Below are 16,832 nucleotides of genomic sequence, written 5' to 3' on the forward strand. Positions count from 1 at the left end.
TCTCCAGTCTCGACTCACTCTTCGGATCATCAACGGCTGTGCCGCATCCGCCCACGCTACGGGAGACCCCGCCCACTGTGCGAGGCCCAGAGTCCCTCCACCGGTTTTTTGGGCGCTGAGCGAAAAACAGCCGCAACGAGCCACCTCACCAAGAAAGTGGATAAAACACTAGCAAGCACATAAGATGGAGTGCTGTGCCTGCTGGGTGCCGGCTCTGCCACAGGGGAGAGGTGCCATACAGCCAGGAGACGGTGGATGAGCATTCCGCTCCCACCGGAAAACTGAGACTTTTGACCAGAGCCGTGAGCGTGCAAAGCGCACTCGGCCAGGGTCCCCGATATCAGGGCGTTGACCTGTGGCAGCCTCTGGAGGAGATGCTATGCAAAAACTCGACTTTGTTGATACCGCCAGTCAGCGCAGCGATATCCCGGAATTCGGTCCCGGTGACACTGTCAACGTCCACGTCAACATTGTGGAAGGCAAGACGACCCGTGTCCAGATCTTCAAAGGTTACGTCCTGGGACGTCAGGGCTCCGGTCTGCGCGAAACCTTCACCGTCCGTAAAGTTTCCTTTGGCGTCGGTGTGGAGCGTACCTTCCCGGTCCACTCCCCAGTGATTGACAAGATCGAAGTCAGCGCCCGCGGTGACGTTCGTCGTGCCAAGCTGTACTACATGCGCGACCGCCACGGTAAGGCTGCGCGTATCCCCGAGAAGCGCGAGTCCCAGGTGGCGCGTGCCCAAGGGCAAGACGTGGAGGAAGTCGTCGAGGCCTGATCCTCAGCGCAGACTCCCCGCAAAAGCAACCTGAACGTGCCCGAGAGCCCCGAGACAGCTGAGCCCAGCTCTGCGTCCCGGGGCTCTCGGTTGTTTAAGGCCCCCCGCCGCTGGGTGATTGGCGCCGGCGTCGTCGTCATCCTTGCTTTGCTCATCAGCACCACGATCCGTGTCTTCGCGGTGGACCTCTATGCGGTCAATCAAGAATCCATGGATCCGACCCTGCGTGATGGAGAACGCATTGCAGTGTCGAAGAGCTATCCCGAGGACAACGGACCTAAACGTGGAGACATTGTGGTCTTCGACGGTGAAGGGTCTTTCACCCCGTATCAAGGCGGTCCGAGCCTGAACCGAAGTCTCGAGACGCTGGGGCACTGGGTCGGCCTGGGATCCGCACCGCACGTCTACGTCAAGCGTGTCATCGGTGCCGCAGGAGACTTGGTGGCATGCTGCGACGACTCAGGCCAGCTCACGGTCAACGGTGAGCCTATAGCTGAAAACTACCTCCCGTATGAGGTAAGCCCAGAGAAGCCTGCCTCAGACCTGACCTTCGAAGCCCTTGTCCCAGAAGGGCGAATATGGGTCATGGGAGACAACAGGGCAGAGTCAGTAGACTCCCGCGACCTACTGGGCGCACCCGGTGGCGGTATGATCAGCGAAGACCGAATCATCGGGTCGGCCACCTCCGTGGTCTGGCCGTGGGAGGACCGACGCGATCTTGAAGGAGGCCTGCGGTGAGTACTGCGGAGGATTCCGCCGAGGCTTCCGGCCAGGAGCAGCGACCTGAGAAGAAACGCCACTGGGCGGTTTCATTCCTCATCGAACTTGTCGTGATCGTCGTGATGGCGGTTGTCATCTCCTTCATCATTAAAACTTTCCTTCTGCGGGCCTTCTACATTCCGTCAGAATCCATGCAACCCACACTGGAAGTCGACGACAGGATCGTCGTTAACCTCCTTGCCCCCGGCGTGATGGACATACAGCGCGGAGATGTCGTCGTCTTCGAAGACACTCGAAGCTGGTGGGGTAGCCCGGAGCCACAGACCAGTTCCGTTCAAGAGGCCCTGATCTTCATCGGTCTGGCCCCGGACACCTCAAGTCACTACGTCGTCAAGCGCGTGATTGGACTCGAAGGCGACGAGGTCGAGTGCTGCGACGATGATGGACGCATCCTCGTCAACGGTGAGCCCATCGATGAGCCGTATCTCTTCCCCGGAATGGAACCCTCTACCTCCAGCTTCGATGTCACCGTTCCCGAAGGGCATGTATGGCTGTTGGGAGACAACCGCTCTGCCTCAGCAGACTCCCGCTCCCACGCCGATGAGCCGGACCAGGGTGCAGTACCCGAAGAAGACATCATTGGCCGTACCTTGAGCATTGTCTGGCCTGTTGACCGATGGGGTGGTGGAGGAACCGAGCGGGACCCCTTCGACACTGTCCCAGAGCCGCAGTGAGCCCCGCTCCCAACGCCACCCTCCTTCCCGAGCTGGCACTCGCTGAGCAGACCGGCTCCCGCTACATCGCAGGCGTCGACGAAGTCGGGCGCGGCGCTCTGGCAGGGCCGGTGACCGTCGGAATCGTCGTGATCGATCTGCATACGCTCCCGCAAGAAGTCCACGCCTCAGGCACTGGTGTCTGGCAGGCACTCGACGGAGTCCGGGACTCGAAACTGCTGACTGCTCCGGCCCGCAAACGCTGGAAGCCTTCCATCTGTCAGCACGCCAAAGCGTTCAGCGTCCAACACTCCACGCCACAGACAATCGACGCCGCCGGGCTCACCTCAGCTATGGGTGCCGCAGGCCGGGCAGCCCTCGCCTCAATTCACGAAGAACTGGGACACCCTGTCGACCACATCATCCTCGACGGAATCCACGACTGGATCCAAGCCGACGTCCCGGTCATCACCATAGCCAAGGCTGATACCACGTCATTGAGTGTGGCTTGTGCCTCCGTCCTGGCCAAAGTAGAACGAGACTCACTGATGACTGAGTTAGCTGGCGACCACCCCGAGTTTGGGTGGGATTCCAATAAGGGCTACGGATCTGCCGCCCACCGGGCAGCGATCCTCTCACACGGGGCAACCCAGCACCACCGCACATCCTGGAACCTCGGCACGGATACGCTGCCCGGACTCTAGGACCTGATGGGGCTGGGCGCCCATTGCCCCCAGAGCTCTTCATTCCAACACCCGGCCCAGCTGATTGTTGAGCTGAGCAAGCACAGTTATCCCCACCTGTGGGCAGTCCGCCCCTGACACGCGGAGGTCTCCACAGGTCCCTCATGCGTCGCCTCCGCGGCAACTTTTGTAGCGCAGTCTGGTTGATCACGGACAGGGGAAGGGAGCGTCTATGCGGGCCAAAGACCGGACAGGACTAGTAGGTGAGGACAAAGCTGCGGAGTACCTGATAGCGAACGGCCACCAGCTACTGGAGCGACGATGGCGTACACCAACCGGTGAGCTCGACCTGATCACCATGGATGGCCATGAGCTGGTTGCTGTGGAAGTTAAGACTCGCCGGGGCCTGGACTACGGACACCCTTTCGAAGCCATCAGTGAACTGAAACTACGACGGCTGCAAAGGCTGCTCATGGAATACGCCGCTCATGTTCCAATCAGGCCGGCACGTCGGCGAATTGATGCCATTGCGATTCTTCTGCATCCGGGGGATATCCGCGCAGACACCCCAGTCGCCGTCGAGCATCTCAAGGACCTTCCATGACCATGGGTCGGGCACGCTCAGTGGTGCTCATTGGTATGGAAGGCCGACTCATCGAAGTCGAAGCCGACATAGGACAGACCCTGCCAGCATTCGTCCTGCTGGGACTGCCCGACGCCGCACTGAGGGAAAGCCAGGACCGTATACGGTCCGCAGCCAAAAACACCGGACTCGACCTGTCACGGCGGCGACTCACCGTCAATCTGTTTCCCGCGTCACTGCCGAAGTCTGGATCCGGTCTTGACCTAGCAATTCTGATGAGTGCTTGGGCTGCCGACGGTTACATGACGGGAACTTCTGATGTCGTCTTCCTCGCAGAGCTGGGATTGGATGGCAGGCTCCGGCCTGTGAAAGGCATATTGCCATCGGTGGCAGCTGCCGCCGCCGCAGGGATTGGCACTGTGGTGGTCTCTGCCGACAATGCCGCCGAGGCTGCCCTTGTGTCAGGAGTGGAGGTATTGACTGCTGACCATGTTCTGCCTATAGCCCACCACTTCGGGACGGCCAAAGCTCGGAAAGTGCTTCGCCCACCGGAAACAGCGCCGGAACGCATCACCGGAGGTTCAGGCAGCAGCGGAAGTCCCCATGAATTGCATGAAAGAGACCTTGCGGAGGTGCGGGGCCAGCAGGAGGCCCGGTTTGCCCTGGAAGTTGCTGCTGCCGGAGGGCACCACATGCTACTCATGGGCGCTCCGGGCGCAGGAAAGACAATGCTGGCCGAGCGGCTCCCGTCGATTCTCCCGCCGCTCGACGATGAGGAGTCCATGGTCGCTACGGCGATAGCGTCGATTAGCTCCGGGGCCACCAGCGTCACCCAACTCCAACGGAGCCGCCCCTTCGAAGCGCCGCACCACAGCGCCTCTGCGGCATCCATCCTCGGTGGCGGCAGCAGAATCCCGGGTCCAGGCGCTGCCACACGTGCCCACCTGGGAGTGCTTTTCCTTGACGAAGCTCCGGAGTTCCACCGCCATGTTTTGGACTCGCTGCGGCAGCCGCTGGAAAGAGGAGCAATCACGCTTCACCGATCAGCTGGACAAGTCACTTACCCTGCCAGTTTTCAGCTTGTTCTGGCTGCCAACCCGTGTCCCTGCGGCATGAACGTCGGATCGGGAAGACAGTGCGTCTGCTCAGTGGCACAGCGGCGAAATTACCTCAGTCGGCTCTCCGGGCCACTGCTTGACCGCGTTGATGTTCAGGTGAAGGTTGATCGTCCGCGATCAGCTGCCTTAGCGCTGGAAGACAGGGGCGAGTGTTCTGCAACGGTGGCGCAGCGGGTCCAGCACGCGCGGCAACGTCAAGGCAGCAGGCTGGGTCCGCATGGGCTGAAGCTCAACAGCCAAGCGCCGCTGAGTTTGCTGTCCAACGAACTGCGACTCCCGCGTGCCAGCCTCCAGGCCCTCGACGCAAGCCTGGATCGAGCTCAGATTTCTCTCCGAGGGTACGTCCGAGTCCTAAGGCTCGCGTGGACATTATCGGACCTTTCCTTCAAAGACATCCCAGACCATGAAGACATTGACATCGCCCTGCATCTGCGGCATGTGGGCGTACGACCCTGAGGAGAAGGAATGCTTGCTGACAACGTCCCAGCATGGGCGCCGGAGGGAACACGCCAGGCACGAGCAGATCTGAGTCGACTTATCGAACCTGGTGATCTTCTGGGCTCCATCACGGTCTCTGTCCTAGGCGCTGAACGGACGCTGCACCTTATCCGTTCAGGGCAGAAACCCAGCGCCAGCGATCAGCAGAATGTGGGAGAAGCGGCAGAGTCTTCAGGTCTGACACCAAGGCAGCGGAAACTCTCTGAAGCGTTGGCGCGGTGGCGGACACGGCTCGCCCAAATCGGTGACACGCAGATGCTCCGATCTCTGGGTCGCCAGGGAGGGGGGCTGCTGATCCCTGAGGATGCTGCCTGGCCGAGACAACTGGGCGACCTGGGCGCCGCCCAGCCCATCGGGCTGTGGTTCAGGCTCTCTGGTAGCGATGATCACGACCCGTACGCGTCTGTGAGCGGACACCTTCCACGCTCGGGTCGGAGCGTAGCCGTTGTAGGCTCACGTGAAATGACTGACTACGGCGGTCACGTCGCATGGGAGACGGCCCGTGAGCTCGCCGGGTACAGCGTGACCGTCATATCAGGCGGCGCGTACGGCATCGATGCTGCTGCTCACCGAGGAACTCTGGCAGGCGCTCAGCGAGGTCATCGTCCCGCGATTGCGGTATTGGCTGGGGGAGTAGACAGGCTCTACCCCGCCGGAAACGAGGGATTGTTTAAGGACGTCCTGCGCCACGGCATCGTTCTGAGCGAGATGGCACCAGGGTCAGCACCGACCAGACACCGTTTCCTTCAACGCAACCGAATCATCGCGGCACTGTCCGCTGCGGTTGTTGTCGTGGAAGCGCGCTGGCGCTCCGGTGCCCTGTCTACCGCGCACCATGCTATGGACATCGGCCGACCGGTAGGAGCCGTACCCGGCAGTGTCCTCTCTGCCAGTTCAGCGGGCTGCCACCGTCTATTGCGCCACACACCCGCTCACGTCGTGACCGACGCAGCCGACGTTATGGAACTTGTTGCCGCAGAAGGCCCACACATTGGCGCACAAGCCCCAGAAGTCATCGAATCGAGTCAAAGACACGCACCCGTTGAGGACTTTTTCTCAGCGTTGGATGGCCTGGATGAAGCAGCACGGCGCATCTATGACGCGCTTCCGGTTCGGAGAGTCACCACGCCCGGCCGCCTCTCAGAGATCGCGGGTTTGCCAATTCCCCAGATCTTCGCTGGACTCAGCCGGCTTGAGAGAACAAGACTTGTCCGCCGAAGCCAGGGAGGGTGGGGCCGTGCGGCGCCGTCTCGTGACATTGGGAGTTGAGACGGCACTTCCACTCACCGGAGAAAGGGGCTCAACCCTCAACCCTTCGTGTTCGAGGAATACAGTGGCACGCCCTCATTCTGCCAATGATGGCCATTACTGAGGTAGGTATTTTTCTGCACACGTAGCAATAGGGCGTCCACCGCCAGATCAGGGCGACCCAGTCGTGCTGCGCTCATCGCCATCAAAGGGTAGTCCCACGCCCCGGTGCTCTGCCGATCCCACTCTCTCAAGACATCCAGGAAGGTCTTCTCCGGCACATCCCTCTCAATCAGCGGCGCCTCCGGAGTGCATCACGAGTGCTCTGCCAGCTGGGTTTAGACGGCCCGAGTTCGTCCGCCACTGGATTGCGGTCTCCATGCCCCAGTGCCGGGTGAGAAGCCATGTGCTCCGCGGTCTCGAACACCAACTCGGCATGCTTTCGCGCCGCGTCCATCCCCAAGGAGCGGAGGTTGATTCACACCATGACCATCAAGGTCACAGTGGGATTCGGGACACTATGCAGTGTGAGTTGGTGGCAGTTGGTTTGAATGTGTTGCTTAAGGCATCGAGTCATGCCGTATCAGTACAAAGCCCATGAGCGCACTCGTAGCACTTGTGAAGCAGGCTCCGGCGCTGAGCACAGTGGTGAATCGCCTCGATGAGTTCAAAATGGGACTCTGCAGAACTCATGGTGCGCCACCGGAGCGCCGACCGGCTGTACCCCTGGGAGAAAACCCGCAGACGTCTTCGACATCTCAAGTCTGCCCTGGACAGCATTCACCGGACTCAATCTCAATGCGCCGGGAAACGCGACGCACATGTCGCCGAACTTCACGTTCGGCAAGTATGTCCACCGCGAGGACAAACTGTTCCTGCCGCTGGCTGTACAAATGCACCACGCTGCGGCGGACGGTTTCCACACTGCACGACTGATCAACGAGTTTCAGGAGATGCTGGCCGATCCGTCCTGGCTCGACTGAACTCTTTACTGGGCCATTTCGCGGCTCCGTCGGCAATGACTGGTGAGGTCCTCGGCGCGGTACGGCACCACAGCTCTCTGCTAGGCCTAGACTGCCCATCATGGAACAACCGGACCCGTTGCTTGAAGAGTTTGTAGCGCACTTGCGTCACGAACGGCGACTCTCCGAGCACACGATTCGCGGTTACACCAGCGACCTTGTGCAACTCAGTGACCATTCACAGGGCCTAGCGAACCTTCGCCTCGCCACGTTGCGAACATGGTTAGCCGATCTCCACTCGGCCGGACTGGCTCGCAGCACACTCAACCGGAAGACTGCCTCTGTGCGCACTTTCACCGGCTGGGCCCATAAACGCGGTCACCTCAATGAGGACCCAGCCGTCAGGCTCAAATCCGCGCCTCGTGGCAATCACCTCCCCGACGTACTACAGGCTGGGCACGTGGCGGAGCTCACGGAGTCTGCGCAGCGAATGCGCGAGGCCTATGACCGGATTAGGGACAAGGACCCCGTCGGTTGGGCCATAGCCGTCCGAGACGAGGCCATCATCGAACTGCTCTACGCGACCGGTATCCGCGTATCAGAGCTCGTCGGTCTGGACCTGGACTCGATCGAAACTGAGCGCAGAATGTTGCGGGTGCTCGGCAAGGGCAGGAAAGAGCGGGTGGTCCCTTTCGGTGTCCCTGCCGACAATGCCCTCCAACGCTGGAGAGAGAAGGCTAGGAGAGTCCTGGTGCAGCAGGGGAGCGGCGAAGCTCTCTTCCTCGGACAACGGGGCGCGCGGATCGATGTTCGCGTGGTGCGGCGAGTGATCGACGAATCCTTGGCGGCACTGGGTACCACCGCAGCACGTGGGCCACACTCACTTCGCCACAGCGCTGCGACACACCTGCTCGACGGGGGAGCCGATCTCCGCACTGTCCAGGAGATGCTTGGCCACGCCTCGCTATCGACTACTCAGGTTTACACCCACATCTCTGTGGACCGACTCACCAAAGCCTATGCACAGGCGCATCCCCGGGCTTAGGGCCGCGCCAGCTTCGCCAATGTTCTGCTGGTGCCGAAAAGGGGATAGACCTGTTAAGATGTAGACGCATACCTTCGCACATGCAGTAGTTCCGGTCGTTGGGGAAGACGTACCGAGACGCACATGTGGAGGATGGATATGTCGGAATATGTTGCCAGGGGTGTCCTGCACATCCACTCGGCGCCCAGCGCGCTATGCCCTCACGTTGAATGGGCTGTGGCGTCCATTGTTGATGCCCGAGTGGATTTTGCATGGGTTCCGCAGCCTGCCGCGCCCGGAACTCACCGGGCCGAACTGAGTTGGCAGGGAAAACAGGGGTTGGGTGCCAAGATGGCATCAGCGCTCCGTTCCCTGGGGCACCTGCGCTTCGAGGTGACAGAAGAGCCCTCACCCGGTTGCGACGGATCACGCTGGTCGCATACTCCCGAACTCGGAATCTTCCACGCCACTGTGGATACAGCTGGCAACATCCTGGTCTCCGAAGACCGGATCCGCTACGCCTATGAGCTGGGGGTCGGAGACCCCACGGTGATGTACCAAGAGCTGTCGCTCGCACTGGGTGAGGCGTGGGACGAAGAGCTCGAGTCTTTCAGGCACGCAGCCGAGGGCGCTCCAGTGCGTTGGCTCAGCCACGCCGTATAGACACAGAACACCTGGCCATCAGCCCAGTTATCTCAAGCGAGAGGCAATGGCCCGGTGCTCAGATGCAGTGTCAGGCAGTACGGAAAGCTGCCACAGCGTTGTGTCCGCCGAAGCCGAAACTTGAGCAGATCCCTACCTGGTCACCCTGACGAAGTTCGCGTGGTGAGCCGGTCACTACGTCGAGAGGGATCTTTGGGTCCTGATTATCGAGATTTATTGTCACCGGAGCCTTACGATCGGCGAGGGCTTTCACCGTGAGCACGGACTCCACAGCGCCGGCGGCGCCGAGCAGGTGGCCTGTCTGTGACTTAGTTGCGGACACGCAGATCGACTCCAAATGCTGACCAAAGACAGCCTTCATCGCCACATACTCAGGGACGTCGCCCAAGGGGGTGGACGTCGCGTGTGCGTTGACGTGGGTGACATCAGTTGCTGAGGCATCTGCTGAGGCCAGCGCGCGGCGCACAGCACGCGTAGCACCCTGGCCCTCAGGATCTGGCGCCGTGATGTGGTGGGCATCAGACGTGACGGCACCACCAGCCAGCTCCGCGTATATGGTGGCGCCACGTGCTTCAGCGTGTTCTTGTGTTTCGATGATGAGGGCACCAGCGCCTTCACCCATGACAAATCCGTCACGGTCGATGTCATATGGCCGTGACGCCGCTCCGGGATCATCATTGCGCCGTGAGAGAGCCTGCATATTGGCGAAGGCTGCCAGCGGGAGAGGATGAATCGCAGCCTCTGTCCCGCCTGCCAGCACTACATCGACATCGCCGGTGTTCAGCAGGTCCATCGCCATGATGAGCGCTTCGACTCCGGATGCGCAGGCTGAAACTGCGGTGCGGGCGCCGGCTTGCGCGCCGAAAGCCAGGCTGATGGCACCGGACGCTCCGTTGGGCATCAGCATTGGCACGGTCATCGGAAGAACTCGTCGGGGGCCTTTCTCCCGCAAAGTGTCCCAGGAGTTCAGCAGTGTCCAGACCCCACCGATCCCGGTGGCAAAACTGACAGCAAGACGTTCGCCATCGACCTCCACATCCGTCAGCCCGGCGTCAGCCCATGCCTCGCGGGCAGCGACCATGCCCAGCTGCGTCGATCTGTCCATGCGGCGGGTCTCCGGGCGGGACAGAACCCCTGCAGGCTCCACCGCGACTTCTGCCGCGAATGTCACCGGCAGGTCATATTGTTCAACCCAGTCATGTTCAAGCGTCTTAGCACCAGGAGTACCAGCTAGAGCGGCTTGCCAGGTGCTGTTCACATCACCACCAAGGGGAGTGGTGGCACCGAGACCGGTGATAACGAGACGTTTCGACATGGAACTTTCCTACCTGCTGAGGATGTAGCGGTTTATCCCGCAGCCACGTGGACCACAGGGGTTGGGGCGGAGGGTGTGGGGGCCTTAGCCCCCACACAAACCCTGCGACTGAGTGAGAAGGGTTGACTCAGCCGGCTGCGTTGGCGATGTAAGTGACAGCATCTCCGACAGTGGTCAGGTTCTTGACCTCTTCATCGGGGATCTTCACATCGAACTTCTCTTCGGCATTGACCACGATGGTCATCATGGAGATGGAGTCAATGTCCAGGTCCTCAGTGAAGGACTTGTCCAACTGGACCTCTTCAGTCTCCAGACCAGTCTCTTCCTCAACGATCTCGGCGAGTCCGGCGAGGATTGCATTCTTATCAGCCACTAGGGGCTCCTCTCATGTGTGTTTGGTTGGAATTGCAAAAACGTGCGTGTCTAACTTACGGGATTCGGATGACTTGTGCGCCGTAAACCAGCCCCGCGCCGAAACCGATCTGTAGCGCAAGGCCGCCAGAAACGTCCGGGTTCTCCGCACGCAGGCGGTGCAGAGCCAGTGGTATGGAGGCCGCCGAGGTGTTGCCGGCGTCGACGATGTCGCGGCCCACTAGGACATGGTCGGGGAGCTTGAGCTGCTTGGAGAGTTCATCGATGATTCTGATGTTGGCCTGGTGCGGCACGAATGCCGCGAGGTCCTCGGCCGCAACGCCAGCTTTCTCGAGGGCTTCCGCGGCTACCTTAGCCATCTCCCACACGGCCCAGCGGAAGACGGTCTGCCCGTCTTGCCGAAGAGTAGGCCACAACTTCTGCTCAGGGTCCAGCAGCGCACTGGCGTCCCCCGAGGTCTGGGCGTCAAACAGTGCATCCCGCAACCTCAGCAGGGAGTTGTCCATGGACACGGCATTCCACTTTTCACCGTTGGATCCGATCACTGAGGCGGCGATGCCGGGGGTGTCAGATGGTCCGACCACGACAGCGCCGGCTCCGTCGCCCAAGAGGAAACTGATGGAGCGTTCGTGGTTGTCGATAATGTCAGAGAGCTTCTCCACACCGACGACCAAGACGTGCTTGGCGTGACCGGAGCGGACAAGCGCATCGGCCTGTGCGATGCCGTAGCAGTAGCCTGCGCAGGCTGCGGAGATATCGAATGCGGCCGCTGGGGTGGCACCGACCCGGGCGGCCAGGTCCGACGCGGCAGAAGGGGTCATGTAGGGGTGGGTCACGGTAGAGACGATGACCGAATCCACCTGCGAACCGGCTATCCCCGCATCCTTGAGCGCCTCCGTCGCGGCGGCCTCAGCCATGTCCACTACTGACACGTCTGCAGGGGCACGGTGGCGGGTGACGATTCCGGTGCGCTTCCGGATCCATTCATCAGACGAGTCAATCCACTGGCAGATCTGCTCGTTGTCCACAAGTATCGAAGGGCGGTAGACACCAAGCCCGAGCACGGCTGTGGCATCGACAGGATTGGTGGGCTTCAAAGTGGCGGTCACTGTGTGTCTCTTCGGTCGGGGGCTTCAGGCGGTGTGTTCTGCAATGAAATCAGTGGCGGCGCTGATGTCGTCAGGAGACTTCACGGCATAAGTCTTCGTGCCCTTCAAACCGCGTTTTGCCAGCCCGGTGAGGGTTCCTCCGGGCAGCAGCTCCAGGATCCCGGTCACGCCAGCATCCCTCATCGACTCCATACATGAGTCCCAACGCACTGGCCGGGTCACCTGGTCGACGATGCGGTCCAACACATCAGAACCGCGATGCACAGCAGCACCGTCGCGGTTCGACAATAGAGTCACTGCGGAATCGGCGGCTGTGGTTGACTGCGCCAGAGCGGCCAAGGCTCGCTTAGCGGGCGCCATGTACTGGGTGTGGAATGCCCCGGCAACTTTCAGGGGGATGGCCCTGGCGCGTGCCGGAGGGTTGGAGCAGAGGTAGTCGACCCCAGACTGGGAGCCCGCGGCGACGATTTGTCCTGCGCCGTTGATGTTCGCTGGAGTGAGCCCCGCTGATTCGATCGCGGCCAAGACGTCCTCTTCCGCACCACCCAGCACTGCGGCCATCCCGGTGGATTCAGCGGCAGCCGCTTCAGCCATTGCGGTGGCTCGCACGGCGATCAGCTCCAGTGCCTGTTGCGCAGTGAGCGCACCGGCCAGTGTGGCCGCAGGTATCTCTCCGACGGAATGGCCTGAGACGAGGACTTTGTCACCCAGCTCTGTGAGCCGGTCTGGTGTGAGTCCCAGCGCGTGGGCGCTGAGGAGTGAGGAGGCAACAATAAGTGGCTGCGCGATCGCGGTGTCGCGGATGGTCTCCTCATCGGAAGTTGTGCCGTGGGTGACGAGGTCTGTTCCTGCGTAGCCGGAGTATTCGGCAAGAAGCGCGGAGGCGGCGTCGTCGTTCTCCAGCCACGGGGTCAGGAGTCCGGGGGTCTGGGAGCCCTGTCCAGGGCAAACGATAGCTAGCACAGGCCCAACCTTTCCATCACCTGGGCGTTACCGCCCCCATCTCCACAGACGACATCGTCATCCTGAACTTGTAGGTACTCTACAACGTTGCCCTCAGGCTGCTCGCGGTCACAGCCGACCTAGGGACAAGGCCGTATGCAACACATAAGCATCGCGCGGCTCCATAGGGTCCCACCCGGTGACCTCGGTGATGCGTTTGAGGCGGTAGCGCACCGTATTGGTGTGCACGAACAGCTCACGAGCAGTGGCCTCCAGGGAGTGCCCGCCGTTGACGTAGGCATCCACAGTTTCCAGCAGCCCATGACCGGCGGCCTGCAGAGGCGCACAGATTCCTGTGGTCAACGCGTCTTTGGCGTGCGGGTCTCCGGCAAGGGCGCGTTCCGGAAGCAGTTCCTCCGCTGCGGCAGGCCGCGGGGTCCGGCTCCAGGCAGGCGCTGCTGAGCAGCCTGCGAACGCAGATTGAGCGCACCGGGCAGCATGAGCGATGGGCCCTTCATGCTGGGAGTAGACCACCGGCCCGTCACCGAAGTGCGGCAGCACGCGGGCCAGCCCATGCTCCAAATTAGTGACCCCGCCCAAGAGGAGGATCAGCCGATCTCCCTGAACACCGACGACGGCATCGGCGGCAAAACGCACACACTGCCTCCGCAGATGGGACAGGAACACGGCATCTGCCGGTTCAGGAGCAGACCCCACCACGACGACGACGCCGGCCCCAGACTGCCAGCCCACCGCCGCAGCCCGTGAGGCAATCTGCTCTGCCGGATCTGCTCGGAGCACCGCATCCACCAGCAGAGCTTCGAGACGAGAGTCCCATGCTCCACGTGATTCTGCTGCACGGGCGTAGACATCAGCGATGGCGAAGGCCACCTCCCGCGAGTAGCGCAGCACGGCCTCCAGCATGGGAGGTTGGTCCGGCTCGGGCATCAGCCCCGGCAGCCTGGCTTCTACAGCGTCAACGATCGTGCGAATAAGCTGCAGCGCCCGTTGGAGGCTGATGGTCCGCATCAGGTCAGTCGGAGCTGGGCCGAGCAGCTCGTTGACCAGGGGGAGGGAACGTGCATCCGGGTCCTGCAGCCAGTTGGCCAGCCCGGCAATGCCTCGCTGGGCAATGAGCCGCAGCGAGGCGCGCTCCTCGGTGGAGAGCTGGTTGTACCAGGGCAGCTCAGCTTCCAGGTGCTGACCCACTTCAGTGGTCAGCTTCCCGGTGTTGCTGCGCAGCACCTCAAGCGCCTCTTCCGAGACGTGCACGGCTTTGGGGAGCCGTCCTGTGTCAACACTCATAGACTCACACCCTACGTTGTGGGGTGTCTACAAACAGAAGCCTACGCGTCCCCGCCTGCGGTTCCGGAGGTCCCGGCATTGGGATCGGTCAGTTTGTACTTCTCGCTAGCGTCGGCAGCCTCCTGAGTCTTGCCCAGCATCTGCAGGGCTCGGACGACCATGGAGTGCGCATCGATCTTGAAGTGCCGTCTGGCCGCGGCCCGCGTGTCCGAGAAGCCGAAGCTGTCTGCACCCAGGGTGGCGAACGGGTTGGGCACGAACTGACGGATCTGGTCAGGCACTGCTGTGACGTAGTCGGTGGAGGCGATAATCGGGCCCTCGGCGCCTTCAAGCTGTTGAGCGACAAAAGGCACCTCTGGCTCGCGCTCTGGATCCATCATGGCGGCCTGTTCGACGTGAAGCGCTTGACGGCGCAGTTCGTTCCAGCTCGTCACGGACCACACATCCGCTGAGACGCCCCAGTCTTCAGCCAGGAGCTCCTGGGCCTCCAGGGCCCAGGGAACCGAGACTCCGGAGGCGAGCAGCTGGGCTTTGTTCTCGGCTCCGCTCTCAGCCTCGAGCTCGGAGGCCTTCAGCTTGTAGATACCGCGCTTAACGCCTTCAACGTCCAAACCTTCTGGCTCCGGCAAGTGAGTGACCGGTTCGTTGTAGACGGTGATGTAGTACATGACGTTGTGGTCACCGTCATGCTCGCCGTACATCTCGTGCAGGCCGTTCTCCACGATATGGCCGATCTCGTATCCGAACGCAGGATCAAAGTGCTTTACGGCGGGGTTGGTGCTCGCCAGGATGGGGGAGTGGCCGTCCGCGTGCTGCAGCCCCTCACCGGTCAGTGTGGTGCGGCCAGCGGTGGCTCCGATGATGAACCCGCGTGCCATCTGGTCTGCCGCCGCCCAGAAGGAGTCGCCTGTGCGCTGGAAGCCGAACATCGAATAGAAGATGTAGAACGGGATCATGGCCTCGCCGTGGGTGGCGTAGCTGGTGCCAGCAGCGGTGAACGCGGCTGTTGCTCCGGCTTCATTGATGCCCGGATGCAGCAGCTGTCCCTGAGCCGACTCCTTGTACGCGAGCATCAGCTCACGATCCACCGACAGGTAGTTCTGCCCCTTGGGGTTGTAGATCTTCGCCGTGGGGAAGAAGGAGTCCATGCCGAAGGTCCGGGCCTCATCCGGGACAATCGGGATGATCCGTTCTCCGAAGTCCTTCTCCCTCATCAGGTCCTTCAGCAGCCGCACGAAAGCCATCGTGGTGGCAGCCTTCTGCTTACCGGAGCCCTTCTTGGTGCCGGCATAGGCTTTCTCTCCGGGCAGTTTCAGAGTATTGGCAGGAACCCGACGCTCAGGCAGGGCTCCACCGAGCTTCTGGCGACGTTCGCGCATGTACGCGATTTCTTCGGCGTCTTCTCCCGGATGGAAGTAGGGCACGTTGTACGGGTCGGCTTCAATCTGCTCGTCTGACACTGGGATGCGCAGGGTGTCGCGGAAACGCTTGAGATCATCCACCGTGAGTTTCTTCATCTGGTGGGTGGCGTTGCGACCTTCGAAGCTCGGACCAAGTCCGTAGCCCTTAATGGTCTGCGCCAGGATGACAGTGGGCTTCTCAGTGGTTTCCACCGCTGCCTTGTACGCGGCGTAGACCTTCTTATAGTCATGGCCACCGCGCTTGAGGCCCCAGATTTCATCATCCGACATGTCCGCGACCATCTCTTTGGTCTTGGTGGAGCGGCCAAAGAAGTGCTCACGCACGAAGGCACCGGATTCGGCCTTATAGGTCTGGTAGTCGCCGTCGAGTGTCTCGTTCATAATCCGGACGAGTTCGCCGTCGTCGCTCTGTTCCAGCAGCGTGTCCCACTCGCGGCCCCAGAGAACCTTGATCACATTCCAGCCGGCACCGCGGAAAAACGCCTCAAGCTCCTGGACGATTTTGCCGTTGCCGCGGACTGGGCCGTCCAGGCGCTGCAGGTTGCAGTTGATCACAAAGTGAAGGTTGTCCAACTTCTCGTTCGCGGCCAGCTGCAGCAGACCACGGGATTCAGGCTCGTCCATCTCACCATCGCCGAGGAATGCCCACACGTTCTGGTCCGATGTGTCGCGAACGCCCCGGTTGTGCAAGTACCGGTTGAACTGCGCCTGATAGATCGCATTCATCGGCCCCAGTCCCATGGACACGGTGGGGAACTGCCAGAAGTCAGGCATCAGCCGGGGGTGTGGGTAGGAGCTGAGCCCATAGGGAGCTTTGGACACCTCCTGGCGGAAACCGTCCAGGTGCTTCTCGGTCAGACGCCCCTCAAGGAACGCTCGGGCATAGTTTCCGGGGGAGGAGTGTCCCTGGAAGTAAATCTGGTCGCCACCGCCGGGGTGATCAGCGCCGCGGAAGAAGTGGTTGTGCCCCACCTCGTAGAGCGTGGCGACGCCGGCGTAGCTGGAGATGTGCCCGCCCACAGAGATCTCTTCGGCCTGGGCACGGTGCACCATGATCGCGGCATTCCACCGCAGCAGACGCCGGTACTTGCGCTCCATATCCTCGTCACCAGGGAAGTCCGGCTCCTGATCCACCGGGATGGTATTGACATAGTCGGTGGTCGTGACCATAGGCACGCCGATGGATTTGGCACCGGCGCGCTGCAACAAAGCTCGAATGATGTACTCAGCACGCTCGGTGCCGTGAGCTTCGACTAACTGATCGAGAGACTCAATCCATTCGCTAGTCTCTTCCGGGTCCATATCCGGTAGCTGGTCGATCAGGCCGCTTCGGATGTGGGATGTCTCTTCGCCAGCGCTCACGATGGGGCACCTTTCTGAC

At 61.4% G+C, this 16,832-nt stretch carries 17 protein-coding genes; 10 read left to right on the plus strand and 7 right to left on the minus strand.

What is annotated here, in order from left to right; translation table 11 throughout:
* Positions 1 to 379: 379 nt before the first annotated feature.
* From rplS to FEF26_RS03175, 7 genes are all read left to right on the plus strand, one after another.
* Positions 380 to 775, plus strand: coding sequence for a 50S ribosomal protein L19 (rplS, locus tag FEF26_RS03145; protein ID WP_138252092.1), 396 nt, complete (start codon positions 380 to 382; stop codon positions 773 to 775).
* A 36-nt stretch (positions 776 to 811) separates the two neighbouring features.
* Entirely contained in the window at positions 812 to 1,513 is a 702-nt protein-coding gene (lepB, locus tag FEF26_RS03150; protein WP_243730383.1) for a signal peptidase I, read from the plus strand.
* Positions 1,510 to 2,229: a signal peptidase I gene (gene lepB, locus FEF26_RS03155; RefSeq protein WP_243730384.1), complete on the plus strand. Its 720-nt coding sequence runs from the start codon at positions 1,510 to 1,512 to the stop codon at positions 2,227 to 2,229. Before lepB (FEF26_RS03150) ends, lepB (FEF26_RS03155) begins: the two co-directional genes overlap by 4 nt.
* Positions 2,226 to 2,912, plus strand: a complete 687-nt coding sequence (locus tag FEF26_RS03160; protein ID WP_243730385.1) for a ribonuclease HII — start codon at positions 2,226 to 2,228, stop codon at positions 2,910 to 2,912. The genes lepB (FEF26_RS03155) and FEF26_RS03160 overlap by 4 nt, the downstream gene beginning before the upstream one ends.
* Before the next feature lie 211 nt (positions 2,913 to 3,123).
* Complete coding sequence (locus tag FEF26_RS03165) at positions 3,124 to 3,495, plus strand: YraN family protein (protein WP_138252094.1); 372 nt, start codon at positions 3,124 to 3,126, stop codon at positions 3,493 to 3,495.
* Positions 3,492 to 5,048: a YifB family Mg chelatase-like AAA ATPase gene (locus FEF26_RS03170; protein WP_138252095.1), complete on the plus strand. Its 1,557-nt coding sequence runs from the start codon at positions 3,492 to 3,494 to the stop codon at positions 5,046 to 5,048. The genes FEF26_RS03165 and FEF26_RS03170 overlap by 4 nt, the downstream gene beginning before the upstream one ends.
* Before the next feature lie 9 nt (positions 5,049 to 5,057).
* On the plus strand, positions 5,058 to 6,359 hold the full coding sequence (locus tag FEF26_RS03175) for a DNA-processing protein DprA (protein WP_138252096.1): 1,302 nt from the start codon (positions 5,058 to 5,060) through the stop codon (positions 6,357 to 6,359).
* A gap of 38 nt (positions 6,360 to 6,397) precedes the next feature.
* On the opposite strand, the gene FEF26_RS03180 is transcribed toward FEF26_RS03175, so the two are convergent.
* Positions 6,398 to 6,619 (minus strand): hypothetical protein, encoded by a 222-nt coding sequence (locus FEF26_RS03180; protein WP_138252097.1) that lies wholly within the window; start codon positions 6,617 to 6,619, stop codon positions 6,398 to 6,400.
* 399 nt (positions 6,620 to 7,018) lie between these two features.
* On the opposite strand from FEF26_RS03180, the gene FEF26_RS03185 reads away from it, so the two are divergent.
* The 3 genes from FEF26_RS03185 to FEF26_RS03195 all read left to right on the plus strand — a co-directional run bounded on the left by FEF26_RS03185 (position 7,019) and on the right by FEF26_RS03195 (position 8,987).
* Positions 7,019 to 7,321: a CatA-like O-acetyltransferase gene (locus FEF26_RS03185; RefSeq protein WP_138252098.1), complete on the plus strand. Its 303-nt coding sequence runs from the start codon at positions 7,019 to 7,021 to the stop codon at positions 7,319 to 7,321.
* Positions 7,322 to 7,421: 100 nt separating this feature from the next.
* The gene (locus FEF26_RS03190) at positions 7,422 to 8,345 is read left to right on the plus strand and encodes a tyrosine recombinase XerC (protein WP_138252099.1); all 924 of its coding nucleotides are present in this window, start codon (positions 7,422 to 7,424) and stop codon (positions 8,343 to 8,345) included.
* Between the two features lie 138 nt (positions 8,346 to 8,483).
* Positions 8,484 to 8,987 carry a DUF3145 domain-containing protein gene (locus tag FEF26_RS03195; protein ID WP_138252100.1) on the plus strand — a complete coding sequence of 168 codons (504 nt, stop codon included), beginning with the start codon at positions 8,484 to 8,486 and terminating at the stop codon, positions 8,985 to 8,987.
* Between the two features lie 70 nt (positions 8,988 to 9,057).
* Here FEF26_RS03195 and fabF read toward each other — a convergent pair whose 3' ends face one another.
* The 6 genes from fabF to aceE all read right to left on the minus strand — a co-directional run bounded on the left by fabF (position 9,058) and on the right by aceE (position 16,813).
* Positions 9,058 to 10,302, minus strand: a complete 1,245-nt coding sequence (gene fabF / locus FEF26_RS03200; RefSeq protein ID WP_138252101.1) for a beta-ketoacyl-ACP synthase II — start codon at positions 10,300 to 10,302, stop codon at positions 9,058 to 9,060.
* Between the two features lie 127 nt (positions 10,303 to 10,429).
* Positions 10,430 to 10,675: an acyl carrier protein gene (locus FEF26_RS03205; RefSeq protein WP_138252102.1), complete on the minus strand. Its 246-nt coding sequence runs from the start codon at positions 10,673 to 10,675 to the stop codon at positions 10,430 to 10,432.
* Between the two features lie 55 nt (positions 10,676 to 10,730).
* A complete protein-coding gene (locus FEF26_RS03210) occupies positions 10,731 to 11,783 on the minus strand; it encodes a beta-ketoacyl-ACP synthase III (protein ID WP_138252103.1) in 1,053 nt (350 codons plus the stop codon).
* A gap of 24 nt (positions 11,784 to 11,807) precedes the next feature.
* Positions 11,808 to 12,746: an ACP S-malonyltransferase gene (locus tag FEF26_RS03215; protein WP_138252104.1), complete on the minus strand. Its 939-nt coding sequence runs from the start codon at positions 12,744 to 12,746 to the stop codon at positions 11,808 to 11,810.
* 108 nt (positions 12,747 to 12,854) lie between these two features.
* A complete protein-coding gene (locus tag FEF26_RS03220; RefSeq protein ID WP_138252105.1) occupies positions 12,855 to 14,030 on the minus strand; it encodes a PucR family transcriptional regulator in 1,176 nt (391 codons plus the stop codon).
* A gap of 41 nt (positions 14,031 to 14,071) precedes the next feature.
* A complete protein-coding gene (gene aceE, locus FEF26_RS03225) occupies positions 14,072 to 16,813 on the minus strand; it encodes a pyruvate dehydrogenase (acetyl-transferring), homodimeric type (protein WP_138252106.1) in 2,742 nt (913 codons plus the stop codon).
* Positions 16,814 to 16,832: the final 19 nt, after the last annotated feature.

Source organism: Nesterenkonia salmonea (assembly GCF_005771525.1).
In the GTDB taxonomy this organism is placed as follows: domain Bacteria; phylum Actinomycetota; class Actinomycetes; order Actinomycetales; family Micrococcaceae; genus Nesterenkonia; species Nesterenkonia salmonea.

Bases quoted from the DNA above. Each gene is read 5' to 3' on its own strand.
- rplS (WP_138252092.1), top strand. From the start codon at position 380: ATGCAAAAACTCGACTTTGTTGATACCGCCAGTCAGCGCAGCGATATC.
- FEF26_RS03165 (WP_138252094.1), top strand. From the start codon at position 3,124: ATGCGGGCCAAAGACCGGACAGGACTAGTAGGTGAGGACAAAGCTGCG.
- FEF26_RS03170 (WP_138252095.1), top strand. From the start codon at position 3,492: ATGACCATGGGTCGGGCACGCTCAGTGGTGCTCATTGGTATGGAAGGC.
- FEF26_RS03175 (WP_138252096.1), top strand. From the start codon at position 5,058: ATGCTTGCTGACAACGTCCCAGCATGGGCGCCGGAGGGAACACGCCAG.
- FEF26_RS03190 (WP_138252099.1), top strand. From the start codon at position 7,422: ATGGAACAACCGGACCCGTTGCTTGAAGAGTTTGTAGCGCACTTGCGT.
- FEF26_RS03195 (WP_138252100.1), top strand. From the start codon at position 8,484: ATGTCGGAATATGTTGCCAGGGGTGTCCTGCACATCCACTCGGCGCCC.
- fabF (WP_138252101.1), bottom strand. From the start codon at position 10,302: ATGTCGAAACGTCTCGTTATCACCGGTCTCGGTGCCACCACTCCCCTT.
- FEF26_RS03220 (WP_138252105.1), bottom strand. From the start codon at position 14,030: ATGAGTGTTGACACAGGACGGCTCCCCAAAGCCGTGCACGTCTCGGAA.